The following is a 15,215-nucleotide window of genomic DNA, read 5'->3' as shown; positions in this document are numbered from 1 at the left end:
TTGGAACGCTATTCCAGTTAGGATGTCATGTCAATCATTGCCGGCGAAATCGCGAGAGGGATCGCTCAAAAGCTCGTCGCGGCATACAGAGCCGGCAAGCGCGTTCCAGCCGATCCATTGACGCTGGAAGCACTGAGCCGCGTTCAAGCTTTGAACATTCAGCGTGAGGTGGTCAGAGCATTGGCGGTTCCTGTCGCGGGCTGGAAGGTGGCGGCATTGCCAGATGGAGACTTGATCTCTGCACCTATTCTCAGAGACCGCCTTTTTCCGAGCCCGGCATCGATTTGTCCTGCGATTTACGGGCTCGGCGGCGTCGAATGCGAAATCGCGTTCCGGTTTGCGAGAGAGCCAATTCCGGGGCGCGAAGGCTTCGAAAAGGAGCATATCATCGAGGCCATTGATGGAGCTTGCTCGGCCATTGAGGTCGTAGATAGCCGTTGGGCCACAACCTTCTCCACACCTCGTAACGCGATGATCGCGGACCTGCTTTCGAACGGCGCGCTGGTTGTCGGATCCGCAAACAGGAACTGGAGAGATGTCGCTTTTAGAGCGCTCGGGGCTCGCCTTGGGATCAACGGACGTACCGCATACCAAAGTACGGGCGGCCACCCCGACGGAGATCTCATTGGGCTCCTGACCATGTTCGCGAACGATCTGCGAAAAAGGGGAATTGTCCTAAGCGCCGGCGACGTCATCACGACAGGAAGTTACACAGGCTTTCACACGGCAAAGTCTGGTGATGAGATCATAGCCGAGTTTGATGGTTTTAGATCCGTTTCGGTGACCTTCGAGTAGTTCGGGAAATAGCGGAGACAGTTATGCTTTGCGGTAAGGGCGTGGTGGCCATCTGGAACGGAATATCCGAGGAGGGACGTCAAGATTTCTATCAGTGGCATATCCACGAGCACATGCCGGAGAGAACCGGTATTCCCGGGTTTCTAAGGGGCCGACGTTATCGTGCTGTGGATAAGGAAACCCATCCAGAGTTCTTTACTCTATACGAAGTTGAGCAATTCAATGTCATCACAGGCGAGGAGTATGCCAAGCGGCTCAATGCCCCGACGTCTTGGACAAGGCGCGCAACGTCGCATTTTCTCAATACGTCTCGCGGGCTAGCGCGAGTCTTGTTGTCTGAGGGCCCTGGGCCGGGTGGCGTCCTTGCCACGGTGCGCTTCCAGCCTGTGACAACCCATGGCCAGCAGGCGCTTGGTGAGCTCTCGTCCCTTGTGTCCCACATTATACAGTCGCCACTCATGACCGGGGCGCATTTGTGCAAATCGGACGAGGAAGCTACCGGGATACGCACTGCCGAAAGCGATGGGCGTACAGACTATGACGCGCCGCCCAGTTGGTTCCTGCTTTTGGAAGCGTGCACCGTGGAGGCTTTGGAGGCACCCCTCCAGGCTGTCCTCCAGCATGCTGTCGTACGAAAGGCGCAAGTCGGCCGATATCTGCTCGAGTACACCCGTTTGAAGACCGACATGGCCGCCGGATGAGTGTAAGGAAAAAGTCATGAAACTGTTACGATTTGGCCCGCCCGGCTCAGAGAGTCCGGGTTTTCTGGACGATGCTGGAACTATCCGAGACCTTAGCGGTGTTGTTCCAGATATCGGTGGCAATACGCTGTCACGCGCTGGATTAGAGATGTTGCGCTCGGTGGTTCCTTCATCGTTGCCCCCTGTCGACGGCAATGTTCGTCTTGGGCCTCCAGTGGCTGACGTTCGCCACTTTATCGCCGTCGGCCTGAACTACACGGATCACGCAATCGAGACCGACACTCCCATTCCTGATGAGCCGGTTATCTTCTCCAAGGCGCCATCATGCATCGTTGGACCGAATGACGACGTCCTGATGCCTCGAGAGTCGCGCATGATGGACTGGGAGGCGGAAGTTGCCCTCGTTATTGGTGAGCATGCTTTTGAGCTGGCGGAGGAGGATGCGTTGTCGGTTGTGGCAGGGTTTCTTATTTGCCACGACGTTTCCGAGCGCCAGTTTCAAATACACCGGGGAGGACAGTGGATCAAAGGCAAATCTTCGCCGAGCTTTGGCCCCCTTGGACCTTGGCTTGTAACCCCGGATGAGGTCCCCGACCCTCAAAACGTGAATCTATGGCTCACGGTTAATGGGATAACCAGGCAGTCAGGATCAACAGCCAAAATGATCTTCCCATTCAGGTATTTGGTCTCATACATCTCGCAGTTCATGGTGCTTGAACCTGGAGATGTTATTACGACCGGCACTCCACATGGTGTCGGCCTTGGGATGAAGCCGCCGGTATTTCTAAAGCCGGGGGACGTGGTTGAGCTGGGCGCTGATGGGCTAGGCGGGCAAAAGCAAACTGTCGTCCTTCGCGGATAGGCTTTCTTCGCATCTGATACCCAGCAACCGAACAGCGCACCGCTCTTTGCCGGAGTGCGAGCCAATTGACAACGACTTGCCTTGATAATAGAATAACGTTCCATCAAGAATGTCGTTTAGCGATGCATTGTGAACCCATAACGCGACAACACGAGGGCATGAAATGAAAGCTAATTGGGCGGGCGTCTTTCCGGCGGTCACGACGAAACTGCAGGAAAATGGTGATGTTGATCTGGTCGCGACGCAGGGCAGCATTGAGCGGCTCATTCAGAGTGGTGTTTCCGGCATCATTGTTCTCCCGATGTTGGGTGAGAACGCGTCTCTGACGCTGTCCGAGAAAGAAAAAATTATTCGATCCGCAAAGGAAGTTGTCGGCGGGCGCGTCCCGCTTCTTTCGGGTCTTGCGGAGGTGTCGACTGCGGCTGCGGTCGATGCGGCGCGCAAGTTCCAGAGCTTCGGGGCGGAAGGTTTGATGGCCTTCCCCAGCATTGCGTACAAGTCTGACGCCCGCGAGACCTCAGAATGGTACCGGACGCTCGCTGCCGGCTGCGACCTTCCAATCATGATCTACAACAATCCGATCGCCTATGGCGTCGATGTGACGCCAGCAATCTTGCGCACCCTTGAAGACGTCGATGGGATCGTCTGCATCAAGGAAGAATCCGGCGACATCCGCCGCGTCACAGATCTCTACAACGAATTCGGAAATCGGTTTTCTGTATTCTGCGGGGTTGATGATTTGATACTGGAAAGCCTCGCCCTGGGGGTGACGGGCTGGGTCTCAGGAATGACGAACGCCTGGCCTGAAGAATGCGTCCGCATCTTTGAACTGGGCCGAGCTGGAAAGTTCGCCGAGGCACTGGACTTGTATCGAGTCATGACGCCGGCATTTCATTTGGATACCAGCGTAAAGCTGGTCCAATATATTAAGCTGGCTGAGCATCTTGTCTACGGGGCGCCCGAATGGACGCGAGCGCCGCGTTTGTCGCTGGTCGGCGAGGAGCGCGAAGAGGTCGTTTCTGTGATCAACAACACCATCGCCTCCCTGAGAAGCCGCAGTTCGAAGGCAGCATAGAGAGCCAGCGGAGGAGATCAATGGTGAACATCCCCAGAAAATCGAATGACCTGGAGGACGGCGACGTGCATCCACTGAGCAGCATTCGCGTCCTTGCGTTTACTCACTACGCGGCTGGGCCAATTGCGGCGCAATATCTTGGTTCCCTTGGCGCAGATGTCATCAAGATCGAAGCCCCGGCGGGTGATTATCAGCGTAGCGGGATCAAGGAACCGACCGCGGCCGCCGATGCACCCAGCCCTTATTTTCTCGGCATAAACCGCAACCAGCGTTCATTGTCCATCGACCTGAAAAAGCCGGAGGCACAAACAATCATCCGTGACATGATTTCCCATGCGGATGTCATTCTTGAGAATTTCCGCCCTGGGGTCTTGGAGCGAATGGGTCTCGGCAGTGCTGCCCTTCTAGAGACGCATCCCCGACTGATCTATTGCTCGATTGCGGCCTACGATCCGGCCGGCCCAAGCCGGAACAAGCCGGGGCAGGATCTGATTATTCAGGCCCTGTCGGGCATCGCCAGCCTTGGCGGGTCGGCCGATGGTCCGCCTGTAGCCGCCGGTGCCTACATCGTTGATACCTATACGGCCTCACAGGCAGTCATTGGCATTCAGGCGGCTTTGCGCCAGCGCGATCAGACGGGGCGTGGCCAATGGGTACGCGTGGATATGATGTCATGCGCCCTACACTTGCTGTCTTCGGAGTCGAGTTATGCGTTGAACGCACAACAACAGGCCGGTAGGGGCCGAAATGGCATTAGCCACAGCCACCAGCCAGCGCCCTACGGCATCTATTCGACCCGCGATGGCGCGATCGCTCTGGTGGCACACCCCGTAGCCCTTCCCGACATTGCTGCTGCGCTGGATCTGACCGACCGGATTGTACCTCTGCTGGAGGGCAAGGGTGCTTGGACGAAGCGCGACGAGATTGCCGCGATCCTGTCAGACCGGCTGCGTCAGTTGACCAGCGATGATGCGCTTTCGCGTCTTGCACCTACGGGCATCCTGCTGGCACCGGTGCGCAGCATCGGCGAGGCACTGGCCGATCCCGATGTGGCCAGCGAATTAGTCCGCGATGTTGAGCACAGCTACGGCGGCCGCTATCGCGTCGCGCTGGAGCCGCTGAAGCTTTCAGGTTCCCCGCTTGTTTTCGATCGTCCTGCCCCCGATCTCGGCGAACATTCAGTCGAGGTTCTGCGAGAGTCTGGCATCGACCCAGATCGTATTGAAGCGTTGATTGCCAGCGGAGCGGTTCGCACCTCTGCCCATCCAGTAGGTCAGGAATAGCGATGCAGAGCGATACCACGCAACGGCAGGACGTCACTCCGGTGCTGGTCCTGCACGATAGCGACAATGTCGCGATCGCGCGACGAATGATAACGCAGGGTTCGGCGTTGGGTGGATCGATAGTCGCCAAGAGCGCGATCCCGGCAGGACACAAGGTCTCTGTCGCATCTATCAAGACCGGCGAACCGATTCTGCGTTACGGTCAGATAATTGGCTTTGCTACAAAAGACATTGAGCCTGGCTTCCATGTTCATCTTCAGAACATGGCGCTCGGTGAATTCGAAAAGGACTATGCATTCGGCGTGGCGGCTCGCCAGACTGATTATACCGATACTCCGGCGACCTTCATGGGAATCCGTCGCTCCGACGGCCGCGCTGCAACACGAAATTACGTCGGAATTCTCAGCAGTGTGAACTGTAGCAGTCACGTTGCCAACGTAGTGGCGGATGTGTTCAAGAGAAATCCATTTACCGGCGCCGACCCGTTGGCTGAATTTCCGAATGTGGATGGTGTGGTCGCGCTGACCCACAAGACTGGTTGCGGTATGACAGGCGGCGAGCCGTTGAATGTCCTGCGCCGTACGCTCGGTGGATACGCGCGACACGTAAATTTCAGCCATGTCATTGTTCTGGGATTGGGCTGCGAGGTCAACCAGATCGGCGGTCTACTCGAGGATCAACGTCTGGCAGGACGGGTGCGCAGCATGGACATTCAGGCCATGGGCGGAGCCAAAAATACCGTGACCGCCGCGGTTGAGTTCGTGCGGAATGTACTCAAGGAATCGAACCAAGTTACCCGGGAACCAATTCCTGCAAGCGAACTCATCGTCGGGCTGCAGTGCGGGGGGTCGGATGGCCTTTCGGGAGTCACCGCGAATCCAGCTTTGGGAGCCGCCAGCGATATTCTCGTGCGGCACCGCGGAACGGTGATCCTGTCCGAAACACCTGAAACCTATGGCGCCGAGCATCTACTGACGCGACGGGCCGTTTCGCGCGAAGTGGGCGAAAAGCTGATCGCCCTAATGGAGTGGTGGGATGCCTACTTCAAGCGGGAAGGTGCCGTTATGAACGACAATCGTTCCCCGGGGAATATGGCTGGCGGAATAAGCACCATCGTCGAGAAGTCGCTGGGAGCGATGGCCAAAGGCGGCACAACAAACCTAGTCGATGTCGTGAAATACGGCGAAACCGTCAAGGGCCCTGGCTTGGTGTTCATGGACACTCCCGGCTACGACCCCGTATCGGCGACCGGGCAGGTTGCCGGTGGTGCGAACCTCATCTGCTTTACGACGGGACGAGGCAGTGTGTTTGGCTGCAAGCCGGCACCCTCGATCAAACTGGCATCCAACACGGCCACGTACCAACGCATGAAAGACGATATGGACGTCAATTGCGGCGAGATCCTTAGCGGGGGCGAGACCGTTGAAGAATGCGGAAAGCGAATATTCGATTTGATCCTGCGGGTCGCCTCGGGCGAACGCACCAAAAGCGAAGAGTTTGACTTTGGTGCAGACGAATTTGCGCCATGGGTTCTCGGGGCGACGGTCTAGGTTACAAGAAAGCGTCGACATGAAGATCGTTTACTCGGATGGCCACCGCAGCCATAATCCGCAGACATTCATTCATCGCGGCCGGCTGGTCGAAAGCCCTGAGCGTCCCGAGCGCGTCGACCTGTTGCTCTCGGCGGCAACAGCCGCCGGTTACGAGATGCTGGAGGCAAATCAAACGGACGCGTCAATACTGACGCGCGTGCACACGGCGCGCTATCTCGATTTTCTGGAAAATGGCATCAATGAATGGCTGGCGCTGCCCCACGCCGGCCCGGAAATCGTACCCAACACGCACCCCAACCGTTTTGCGTCGCATTACGCGAGCCATATTGTGGCACGCGCCGGATTCCACCAAGCCGACACGGCCTGCCCCGTCGGCCGCGGAACCTGGGCGGCGGCTCGATCCAGTGTCGACATTGCCCTCAACGTCGGTGATTTGGTTGCGCGCGGCGAACGCCGCGCATATGGACTTTGCCGCCCTCCCGGGCATCACGCCTGTACGGAAATGGCTTGGGGTTTTTGCTACCTCAACAATGTGGCAGTGCTGGCCGAGTCCCTGCGGATATCAGGCGCGGAACGTGTCGCAATTCTGGACATCGATATTCACCATGGGAACGGCACCCAGCAGATCTTTTATGACCGCCCTGACGTTCTGACCGTATCGGTCCATGCCGATCCCGACGGATTCCCGGTGTTCTTCAGCGGCTATGCAGACGAAATTGGTTCGGGTGCCGGAGAAGGTCTCAATCTCAATCTTCCGCTGAAGCATGGCAGCGATAATGCGGCCTTCGTCGATGCAATTGCGGTAGGCATGCGAATGATAGGGGATTTCGGACCGGATGTCCTGCTGGTTTCGCTCGGCCTCGATGCCTACCGAGGCGATCCCCTCAGTGTGTTTGACGTCACCACCGACGGATTTCGCCAGGCTGCTGAGACTATTAGGGCGTTCGTCAACCCGATCGCCATCCTGCAGGAGGGTGGATACCCTTGCCCCGAGCTTGGGGACAACCTTGTGGCATTTCTCGGAGCTATAGATGAATAACTCCGATGGACGCAACCTTCCGTTTTTAGGCAAATCGGCGGTGGTGACCGGCGGACAAGGCGTATTGGGTAAGGCGATCGCCGAGCGCCTGAAACGAGACGGTGCCAGGGTTGCAGTGTGGGACCAAGCTAAGGCGCCATGGGCAGATTTGTCCCTCATCGTTGACGTGACGAACGCTCAATTAGTCAAGGACGCGGCCGACCGGACCTTCGACGTCTTCGGCGGGCTGGACATCCTGGTGAACAACGCGGGCATTCAGGGGCCATTTCTCGAGGCGATTGCCTTGGACGTCGCCACTTGGCGCAAGGTCATTGATATCAACCTCACGGGCGTGTTTCTTTGCAGCCAGGCAGTTGTCCCGCGCATGATTGCTGCTGGTGGCGGTAGGATCATCAACATCGCATCGCTTCGTGGCAAGGAAGCGCCTATTAAAACCAGCGCCTACAACGCCTCGAAAGCTGGGGTCATTGCGCTGACCAAGACAATGGGTCGGGAGCTTGCAACAACTGGCGTCACCGTGAACTGCATCACGCCCACAGTCATTGAAGGCGGTCTATCGAATACCGCGACAGAAGAAGAACTGCGAGTTCTGCGTAATTTAATACCTATGAACCGGCTTTGCCGGCCCGACGAAGTTGCATCTATGGTTGCGTGGCTGGTCTCGGACGAGTGCAGCTTCTCAACAGGGGCGGTTTTCGATATCTCCGGCGGAAGGGCGAGCTACTGATGGAGCTGCGGACACAACGCCTTCTGATGCGGGAATGGAGGGACGAAGACGTCGAGCCATTTGCTCAGATGAATGACGATTCTAGAGTTATAAGGTACATCGCAAGACTCGCGGATCGGATCGCGATTAACGCTTGGATCAATGCCCAACGTCATCATTTCAAAAGATACGGATATGGCCTCTGGGCGCTCGAAGCCTTGGATGCTGCCGGGTTTATGGGTTTCTGCGGCCTCATTAACGTTCCTTATGTAGCGCATTTCACGCCAGCGGTTGAAATCGCGTGGAGGCTGCATCCTAATTGCTGGGGGCGTGGATATGCAACCGAAGCCGCCGTTGCCGCTCTTGCGTTCGGATTCCAAAATTTAAAGCTGGATCAAATCGTTTCGAATGCCGCAGTGGACAATGTCGAATCACGACGGGTTATGGAACGCATTGGCATGTCCCATGATCCAAAGGACGACTTCGACCATCCACTTAAGGCAGTTGATGATCCATTGCGACGCCAAGTCCTTTACAGGATTACCTTTCTAGATTGGCAGCGAAAACTTTAGCACATCTCACTATTGCGTCGTTCTGCGGAAATCGGAAGCGGGTGTCATCAGCTACTATACCGCTCCAGCTCGATCCGGAAATAGTTATGCACGTCGAGAGCGAAACCGTCGAACTTCCTCATGCGCCCGGATCGTACCGCCGGTTGCATCCTTGGCTCTATGGGAGCGGCGACGTGGTCCACCATTGTGTCGTTGAAACGTCACCTATACGGACCCATGTAATGCGTTGCGCCGGATGTCTCCTCCCCTTCGTTCGGCGCGTTCCACTCTGGATGTTTTAACCTTCATGATTGGCCGGGCTTAACAGTCCGGCCTTTTTGTTTTTTGCAGGAGCGTGAATCCGAGCACATGGGAAACGGAATCTGGCTCGGTCTTCGTTTCCACGTAAGCGTCTTGCAGCTGCGCCAGCCACAGCGCAATACCCAGGTCCCCGACCAGCCTGGAATTGTGCTTCCGCCGATCCACCACCGTGTCTGAGGGGCACTTGATCTCATCCTTGCTGCCAAGAGCCACCGCAAACTTGTATCCGACCTGGCGATCAGCCGTACCAGTGACGTCGGTGGCAAGCGCTCTGCTCCTTCCTCCCATGATGCGCAAAAGGCCCCAGGATGATACAGGCGTTCAAAGGCGCAACTCGCGCTTCGGCATCGGATGCGCTGAGGCGGCGAAGCAGGGAACGGATATTGTAAACGACGTCTGGTTCATTTTCTGATCGTGTCGCGGCGGCCGAACGGCAGCAACGGATCGACTCAAGCCGTTGCGCGATCGGCGGCATCTAGGCCGAGTTCGACGGGATCGGGGACCGTCGTCGCGAAAATATCGAGATAGTTTCGCCGTTTCGTGGGCGATGCTTGGCCGAGCTTTTCGACTTTCTGGGAAACGGTCTCCTTGAGGCGTTCAGCGCTAGGTTTCAGGCTTTCTTCGGTAGCCTTAATCCGTGTGTCGATAGCCGCTACGTCCGGTGTCGCCTCCGCTCCGTTTCCAGATCCGCCACTCGTCGCCGCTTTTGCGCGTTTCGGTTTCGGCAGGCTGGCTTTGCGATTCACGGTGCGCGCTGCGGGCTCCTTTGTTGCCGGCGCCGCTTTCGCGGTCGCGGCGACAGTTGGCGTCGCCTCAGCGCCATTAACTGGTGATGACATTCTCTTTTCGGAATCAGCCATCCCGGTAGTCGGGACCCCGACATCTTCGGCGGGCTGGCCTGCCCGGTTGTAATCGTCGGTCAAAGCCGGAACCGGCTGTACCGGGAGATATTCGATCGGTGGCACATCCGGCATGTGAGTCTGCGAAAAGGCTTCAGCGGACCTGAATGGCTGTGTCTCGAAAAATCGCAGCTTGTCGCCGAAGATCGGGCGCTGGCCTTCAACAAGCAGTACCATCTTTCTCTCCGGCATCTGCCGGATTTCCTGCGGCATCATCAGGTCACGTTCGCGAATCTGTTCGACCCTCGTGCGCCTCGGCAGACCAAGCAGTTCGATCGTGCGCGATTCCGACTGGTAGCGGATGGTCCGCTTGCCGAGCGCACGGGATGCATAGTCGGCGGTCGCCTGATCATTCGCGCCTAGAATGAGCTGATAACCACAATTGCCGAGCAGCGAATGCCGGGAGGTTTCGCCGTAAATCTCGTCGAGATTCTTCAAGTCCTGGATGATGATGGCGAGCTTGATTTTATACCCTGCCACATAGGGCAGCTTGGTCATGATCTCGTCCATCCTCTTCAACTGCCGAAATTCGTCGAGCAGGAAGTAGACCGGCAGTGAGTTCGGATCGTGCTCGAGGGTAAGAATGTCCATTGTCTGTTGCACGAACAGCGTCAGGAGCGGCTTGAGCAGGGTGATATCCGTGATGTTGGGCGCGAGGTAGACGGAGATCGGCCGTCGCTTCATCGCACGGAGATCCATATCGGTAACGTTCGTCGCAGCGACGATACGTTCGTTCTTGAACGGCCGCATCGCTTTCTGAATATCAAGCAAGGCCGAAGCGGCGGCGCGCTCGGAAAGGGCTAGATAAGCGTTGAAGCTTTCCAACGTGAATTTGGACAGGTACGGCTCTTTTGCCTTGATGAATTTCATCAAGGCCTGCAGGTCGACGCCGCTGTTGAAGAACGAGTTGACCTCCCCGAGATTGCGCCGGCCGTTATAAAACGGGCTTTCCAGCACATAGCTGATAGCGCCTGCCATGACCTGTTGAGCGGTCGCCTGCCACACCGAGTTTTCGGATTCAGTGTTTTCGGGAACGAGAATGCTCGCCGTGTTCTGGATATCGGTCGTACGATTTCCACGTTCCTGGCGAATGAAGTCGAGAGGGTTGTAGCGGTTCGTCCGCTCCGCGCCTGGCGCGAAAAGGAACACCTGGCTGCCGTTGCGCCGGCGATAGCCGGCCGTCGCCTTGAAAACCTCTCCCTTGAGGTCGGTTACGATCATCGACCCTTCGTGCATGAGAGCATTGGGAATGACATAGCCGGCGCCTTTACCGGATCGTGTCGGCCCGATGATCAGATGGTGGCGATCATCCTTGGTGCGCAGGATTTTGCGGCCGATGCGGCCAAAGATATGATCGGACTTGCGAAACCACTTGCCGCGGCGGAGAGCGGCGATGTCCTGAAAGGCCGCGTCACCGAGCGGGCTGCCTAGCGGCCGAAGGCCGACGTAAGCGACGAGGCCGCCGGCGACGAGCGCCGGTACAAGCGAGCCGATCGCGACCTTCTGTAGAGCAGGATTACTCGCAAAGTGCCAAAATTGTTGGATCGGAACGAACGGATTCGTAGTGATCGTCGTCTCGAGGATCCGGCCGTCTTTGTAGAAGAGCTGCAGGCCGAGGCCATAGCCGAGCATCCAGACGGCGAATGCAACGCCGAGGCAGAAGATCAGGAAGACGGTGTGGTACCCCTTGCTCATGATTCGTGCCGCGCGAAAAAAATCTCTGAAACGCCGCGCTTGCCGCCCTCACGTCGCAACTGGATGACGATCGGGATCACCATCTGGATATACGACATGAGATCCTGCTTGGTGAAACCGGCCGACATACCGGCCTGCTGCATCATCATTGCCAATTGCTCATAGGCTCCGAGAGGCGTGTCGGCATGGACCGTCGACATCGAGCCCGGATGGCCGGTGTTGATGGCGCGCAGGAAGGAAAATGCTTCCGCGCCGCGAATCTCACCAACGAACAGCCGATCGGGCCGCATGCGTAGCGACGCCTCGAGCAAGTGCTGAATCGTCACGTCGGCGGTACCCTGGTCGCCTTTCGACGCGATGAGATGCAGCTTGTTCGGCTGCGGAGGAAAGAGCTCTCTGGTGTCTTCGAGGGTCAGAATGCGTTCGTTCAGGTCAACGCTCTTCAGGCACGCATTGAGAAATGTGCTCTTGCCAGACGATGTGCCGCCACTGATGAGGATGGAAACACGTTTGATGATCGCGGTGTGGATGAACTCGTAGATGGCATTCGAGCGGAGATAGCCGATCAGCTCGCGATCGGTGTCGCTTAATCCTCCGACGGTCACCGAGACCTTTTGAAGCGAACCGTTGTCGCGATATTCTTCCAGCGTAAAATTGTTCACGACCTGCTTGCGGATGGAGATGGCCCCGCCTTCCGGCGCGGCAGGCGGAAGAACGACCTGGATGCGCTCGCCGGTTGGCAAGGCTGCGCTCAGGATCGGCCTATTCCGGCTGATGAACTGCTCAGTTGCGCCGGCAACGCGCTCCCCGATGTTCTGGATTTCTTCAGCAGTCAGAGCATCGACCTTGTGAAACTCCATGTGATCGGACCCAAGCCGTTCGACATAGACGTGGCCCGGCTTGTTGATCGAGATTTCGACGACAGCCTGGTCATCGAGGAAATCCTTTATCGGTGCGAGCGCACGATTGAGAAAATAGTAGGGGTCTCGCGGCCCGAAATTATTTGTAGCCACGTTCACGCTTGATTTCCTTCATGGCTTCAGCCACCGGGTCGTCGTACATGGCCGAGAAATCGAGATCCTGGCGAACGTAAACAAAGATTCTCTCACCCTGGCCGACACTGATCGTCGGAGGAATGCGAAGGTTTTCGGAGAGGGCCTGATTTGCCATGTCCGAAAAGGTTTGCGCGATCGTGTCGCGCGCGAGTTCTTCGCCGCGCTTAGCATCATCCTTTTCGTCGCCGAAAGCTTCGTCGCTGCCATAGCCGGTCAGATAGCTTGCGCCGGCGCCGACGATCGAGAGCAAGATGGCGGACCCAAATCTCTCGCGCCACTTGTTGTCGACAATGCCGGTGAGGCCGGAGCGGCCGAGGCTATCCGTGCCGATCGAATTGAGGCGCACTGACACTCCATCGTCACGGATGAGGCGCGTCCAGATGACGAAGATGCGCTTTTGGCCCCTGACGACATCGGACTGATATTCGCCGATCAGCCGGGTTCCCGTCGGGATCAACACGCGCCTTCCGTCGAAGGAATAAACGTCCTGCGAGGTGATGGCGCGTATCTGTCCTGGCAAGTCGCTGACGATTGCCGTTTCGAGGATGCCCGGAATCAATGTTCCTTCCGGGATCATGGCGTCGACGCGCTTGATCTGGCGTGCTGTCGCTGATCGGTCGGCCAAGCTCGCTGCTGCCGCCAGATATTTGCTGTTGCGGTCCTCGCCGGCGACACTCAGGCCTTCGCCTTCGTCACCGGCCAGCGTGCCACCATCGGCTGCCGAACCCTTGTTGTCGAATACGACCATGGCCGACTTGTAGCGCTCCGGAAATTCTTCCGGCGGCGGTTCAGCGGCTTCGGGTGGCGGGGGAGCGGCAACTACAGATGCTGGAGGTGGCGGCACGTTGAATGCAGTCGTGTCCGGCTTTTCTTCAGCGGGAGGCGGCGGTGGCGGCGGCAACGATATGATCTCACTGTCAGGAGCGGCCGGCGGCTCTTCGACATCACGAACAAAGGACGGGGGCCGGAACGTGGTGGTCCTGAATTCCTCGTCACCATCCAGCACGTCACGAGGCCTTTCCTGTGCACCGGCGAGAACGAAATAGGCCGCGACGGCACCGCCGAGCAGGAGTGCCGCGCCGCCCAGGACCTGGTTGCGTTTGGCGTTCTTGTGGCTGACGTCCGTTTCGTCGGCCGAGAGCATCGCTTCAAGTTCCGGGGTGCGTTTCATCAGTTGCCGCTCCTTCTGCGCTTGGACGCTAGGCGATCGGGAGCTGGACCGAGGATATCGGGGTCGGGTGCGCCAAAATCAGGCTTTCTCAGATTGAAAATGCACGTCCACTGGTTTCCATCACGCAGCGTGTATTGGGTCGCCACGCCATCGACGACCAGATATTCCCCTTCCTTGCGGAAGTTGCGGAGCGTCTCCGAGAAATCGGAATTCACAGCGAATATTGCGGGCATGCGCCCGCTGAATTTGAAGAACGTCTTCTTCCCGTCGTCAAAAATCATGGACGGCTTGAGCAACGGATCGCCGGAAAAAGAATAGTTGATATTGACGTTTGCCTTGTGGATGTTCGAGACATTGGGGTTCGAGGCGCGATACTCCGCCTCTTTCCTCAGTGCGGCGTTCAGGTCATTTTCCGGGTAGACGAACCTAACCCCAAAGACCTTTTTGCCGGCATCGGGCGCAAAATCGTGCAGTTCGATGAAATAGATCCTCTTGGTGGTGACGATGTTCATGTTTGTTGCCACGTTTTTCGCGATCGGTTTCACAAACAGGATGTTGCCTTTCTCGGATGGCGCGACCTGCCAGCTTTCGGTATCGCCGAGCGAAATGGTCTCGAACTTCTCATCTTCATCGAAGATGATCATTGTTGAGATTCCATAGGTCGCAGCCACCTTCACCACGTTGTTTTGCTGATAGATAACGGTCGTCACCCTCGCATCGAGGCTGCCTGGCCGAGGCGATTGCGCCGCATGGGCATGAGTCAGGATCGCGGCGAAGATCGCCGCCGACGTCAGGAAACGTTTTGTCATCCCTGACCTCCCGGCGTCACGGTCTCTTGATCTCGACGATAGTTATAGACCTGGAAGCCTAGCGGGTTTTCGAAGCGCCACTCGTTTGTCATTGGCGTATCAGTGTAGCGGTAGCGCACGACGGAAATGTAGTGCCGGACGATCGAGTCCGTGTCGGTCTTTTCCGTCGTCGAGAAACGGACCAGCGCTGTGCTGGCGTTCGAAAACGTCACCGATTTGATCTCGACGAGGACGCGCTTGTTCTTTCCATAAACCTTCGCCGGATTGTTCGTGTTAGCGGCGCTATAGAGCTCTTGCAGCTCGCGGGCCGCGTCGCCTGTCGACAACAGTGCGGCGATGCCGAAATTTTCTTCAATGGCGAACGGATCATAGCCTTCGTGCGCGCGAATATATCGTACGACGTTGGCCTGAGTGATTGCCTGCTGTTCGGTCAGGTTCGACGGCCTGGTCAGGCCAGTTTTGACCTCCATATAGCCGGTGTTCTTGTCGACCTCGACGATGTATGGCTCAAAGCTCTTTAGCGGTACGAGCAGCACCAAAGCAGCAAGCGCCAGAAGCGTTGTCGCCCCGAAAAGCGTTGTCACAAACCACGCGAGTGCGCGCGACCGCTTCGCCTTTTTGACGATCTCATTTTCCCAACGATCGCCATCCTGAAAATAACTCCTGAGAGCAACGTCCTTAGAATCTGTCATCTAGTCTA

At 57.3% G+C, this 15,215-nt stretch carries 14 protein-coding genes; 9 read left to right on the top strand and 5 right to left on the bottom strand.

Annotation, left to right across the window (positions count from 1 at the left end; translation table 11 throughout):
- Positions 1-27: 27 nt before the first annotated feature.
- From RPG13_RS34445 to RPG13_RS34405, 9 genes are all read left to right on the top strand, one after another.
- Complete coding sequence (locus RPG13_RS34445) at positions 28-795, top strand: 2-keto-4-pentenoate hydratase (RefSeq protein ID WP_337127123.1); 768 nt, start codon at positions 28-30, stop codon at positions 793-795.
- Positions 796-818: 23 nt separating this feature from the next.
- Complete coding sequence (locus tag RPG13_RS34440; protein WP_337127122.1) at positions 819-1,496, top strand: hypothetical protein; 678 nt, start codon at positions 819-821, stop codon at positions 1,494-1,496.
- A 16-nt stretch (positions 1,497-1,512) separates the two neighbouring features.
- Complete coding sequence (locus RPG13_RS34435) at positions 1,513-2,358, top strand: fumarylacetoacetate hydrolase family protein (RefSeq protein ID WP_337127121.1); 846 nt, start codon at positions 1,513-1,515, stop codon at positions 2,356-2,358.
- Between the two features lie 163 nt (positions 2,359-2,521).
- The gene (locus tag RPG13_RS34430) at positions 2,522-3,433 is read left to right on the top strand and encodes a dihydrodipicolinate synthase family protein (RefSeq protein ID WP_337127120.1); all 912 of its coding nucleotides are present in this window, start codon (positions 2,522-2,524) and stop codon (positions 3,431-3,433) included.
- A gap of 20 nt (positions 3,434-3,453) precedes the next feature.
- The gene (locus tag RPG13_RS34425; RefSeq protein WP_337127119.1) at positions 3,454-4,716 is read left to right on the top strand and encodes a CaiB/BaiF CoA transferase family protein; all 1,263 of its coding nucleotides are present in this window, start codon (positions 3,454-3,456) and stop codon (positions 4,714-4,716) included.
- Between the two features lie 2 nt (positions 4,717-4,718).
- On the top strand, positions 4,719-6,266 hold the full coding sequence (locus RPG13_RS34420; RefSeq protein ID WP_337127245.1) for a UxaA family hydrolase: 1,548 nt from the start codon (positions 4,719-4,721) through the stop codon (positions 6,264-6,266).
- A 19-nt stretch (positions 6,267-6,285) separates the two neighbouring features.
- Entirely contained in the window at positions 6,286-7,308 is a 1,023-nt protein-coding gene (locus tag RPG13_RS34415; RefSeq protein ID WP_337127244.1) for a histone deacetylase family protein, read from the top strand.
- Entirely contained in the window at positions 7,301-8,035 is a 735-nt protein-coding gene (locus tag RPG13_RS34410) for an SDR family NAD(P)-dependent oxidoreductase (protein ID WP_337127243.1), read from the top strand. Before RPG13_RS34415 ends, RPG13_RS34410 begins: the two co-directional genes overlap by 8 nt.
- Positions 8,035-8,586, top strand: a complete 552-nt coding sequence (locus RPG13_RS34405; RefSeq protein WP_337127242.1) for a GNAT family N-acetyltransferase — start codon at positions 8,035-8,037, stop codon at positions 8,584-8,586. The genes RPG13_RS34410 and RPG13_RS34405 overlap by 1 nt, the downstream gene beginning before the upstream one ends.
- 749 nt (positions 8,587-9,335) lie before the next feature.
- Here the strand turns inward: RPG13_RS34405 and RPG13_RS34400 are convergent.
- From RPG13_RS34400 to RPG13_RS34380, 5 genes are read right to left on the bottom strand one after another with little or no spacing between them, the layout of a single operon-like run.
- Positions 9,336-11,480 (bottom strand): type IV secretory system conjugative DNA transfer family protein, encoded by a 2,145-nt coding sequence (locus tag RPG13_RS34400; RefSeq protein ID WP_337127241.1) that lies wholly within the window; start codon positions 11,478-11,480, stop codon positions 9,336-9,338.
- The gene (virB11, locus tag RPG13_RS34395; RefSeq protein WP_337127240.1) at positions 11,477-12,499 is read right to left on the bottom strand and encodes a P-type DNA transfer ATPase VirB11; all 1,023 of its coding nucleotides are present in this window, start codon (positions 12,497-12,499) and stop codon (positions 11,477-11,479) included. Before virB11 ends, RPG13_RS34400 begins: the two co-directional genes overlap by 4 nt.
- Positions 12,480-13,706 carry a type IV secretion system protein VirB10 gene (gene virB10 / locus RPG13_RS34390; protein WP_337127239.1) on the bottom strand — a complete coding sequence of 409 codons (1,227 nt, stop codon included), beginning with the start codon at positions 13,704-13,706 and terminating at the stop codon, positions 12,480-12,482. Before virB10 ends, virB11 begins: the two co-directional genes overlap by 20 nt.
- Positions 13,706-14,515, bottom strand: a complete 810-nt coding sequence (locus tag RPG13_RS34385; protein ID WP_337127238.1) for a TrbG/VirB9 family P-type conjugative transfer protein — start codon at positions 14,513-14,515, stop codon at positions 13,706-13,708. Before RPG13_RS34385 ends, virB10 begins: the two co-directional genes overlap by 1 nt.
- Complete coding sequence (locus RPG13_RS34380; RefSeq protein WP_337127237.1) at positions 14,512-15,207, bottom strand: virB8 family protein; 696 nt, start codon at positions 15,205-15,207, stop codon at positions 14,512-14,514. The genes RPG13_RS34385 and RPG13_RS34380 overlap by 4 nt, the downstream gene beginning before the upstream one ends.
- Positions 15,208-15,215: the final 8 nt, after the last annotated feature.

Source organism: Mesorhizobium sp. ISC15 (assembly GCF_037162615.1).
Lineage (GTDB): Bacteria > Pseudomonadota > Alphaproteobacteria > Rhizobiales > Rhizobiaceae > Mesorhizobium > Mesorhizobium mediterraneum.
This window is presented reverse-complemented; position numbering and strand designations above follow the sequence as displayed.

Bases quoted from the DNA above. Each gene is read 5' to 3' on its own strand.
- RPG13_RS34405 (WP_337127242.1), top strand. From the start codon at position 8,035: ATGGAGCTGCGGACACAACGCCTTCTGATGCGGGAATGGAGGGACGAA.
- virB10 (WP_337127239.1), bottom strand. From the start codon at position 13,706: ATGAAACGCACCCCGGAACTTGAAGCGATGCTCTCGGCCGACGAAACG.
- RPG13_RS34410 (WP_337127243.1), top strand. From the start codon at position 7,301: ATGAATAACTCCGATGGACGCAACCTTCCGTTTTTAGGCAAATCGGCG.
- RPG13_RS34435 (WP_337127121.1), top strand. From the start codon at position 1,513: ATGAAACTGTTACGATTTGGCCCGCCCGGCTCAGAGAGTCCGGGTTTT.
- RPG13_RS34445 (WP_337127123.1), top strand. From the start codon at position 28: ATGTCAATCATTGCCGGCGAAATCGCGAGAGGGATCGCTCAAAAGCTC.
- RPG13_RS34385 (WP_337127238.1), bottom strand. From the start codon at position 14,515: ATGACAAAACGTTTCCTGACGTCGGCGGCGATCTTCGCCGCGATCCTG.
- RPG13_RS34440 (WP_337127122.1), top strand. From the start codon at position 819: ATGCTTTGCGGTAAGGGCGTGGTGGCCATCTGGAACGGAATATCCGAG.
- RPG13_RS34400 (WP_337127241.1), bottom strand. From the start codon at position 11,480: ATGAGCAAGGGGTACCACACCGTCTTCCTGATCTTCTGCCTCGGCGTT.
- RPG13_RS34425 (WP_337127119.1), top strand. From the start codon at position 3,454: ATGGTGAACATCCCCAGAAAATCGAATGACCTGGAGGACGGCGACGTG.
- RPG13_RS34380 (WP_337127237.1), bottom strand. From the start codon at position 15,207: ATGACAGATTCTAAGGACGTTGCTCTCAGGAGTTATTTTCAGGATGGC.
- RPG13_RS34430 (WP_337127120.1), top strand. From the start codon at position 2,522: ATGAAAGCTAATTGGGCGGGCGTCTTTCCGGCGGTCACGACGAAACTG.
- RPG13_RS34420 (WP_337127245.1), top strand. From the start codon at position 4,719: ATGCAGAGCGATACCACGCAACGGCAGGACGTCACTCCGGTGCTGGTC.
- RPG13_RS34415 (WP_337127244.1), top strand. From the start codon at position 6,286: ATGAAGATCGTTTACTCGGATGGCCACCGCAGCCATAATCCGCAGACA.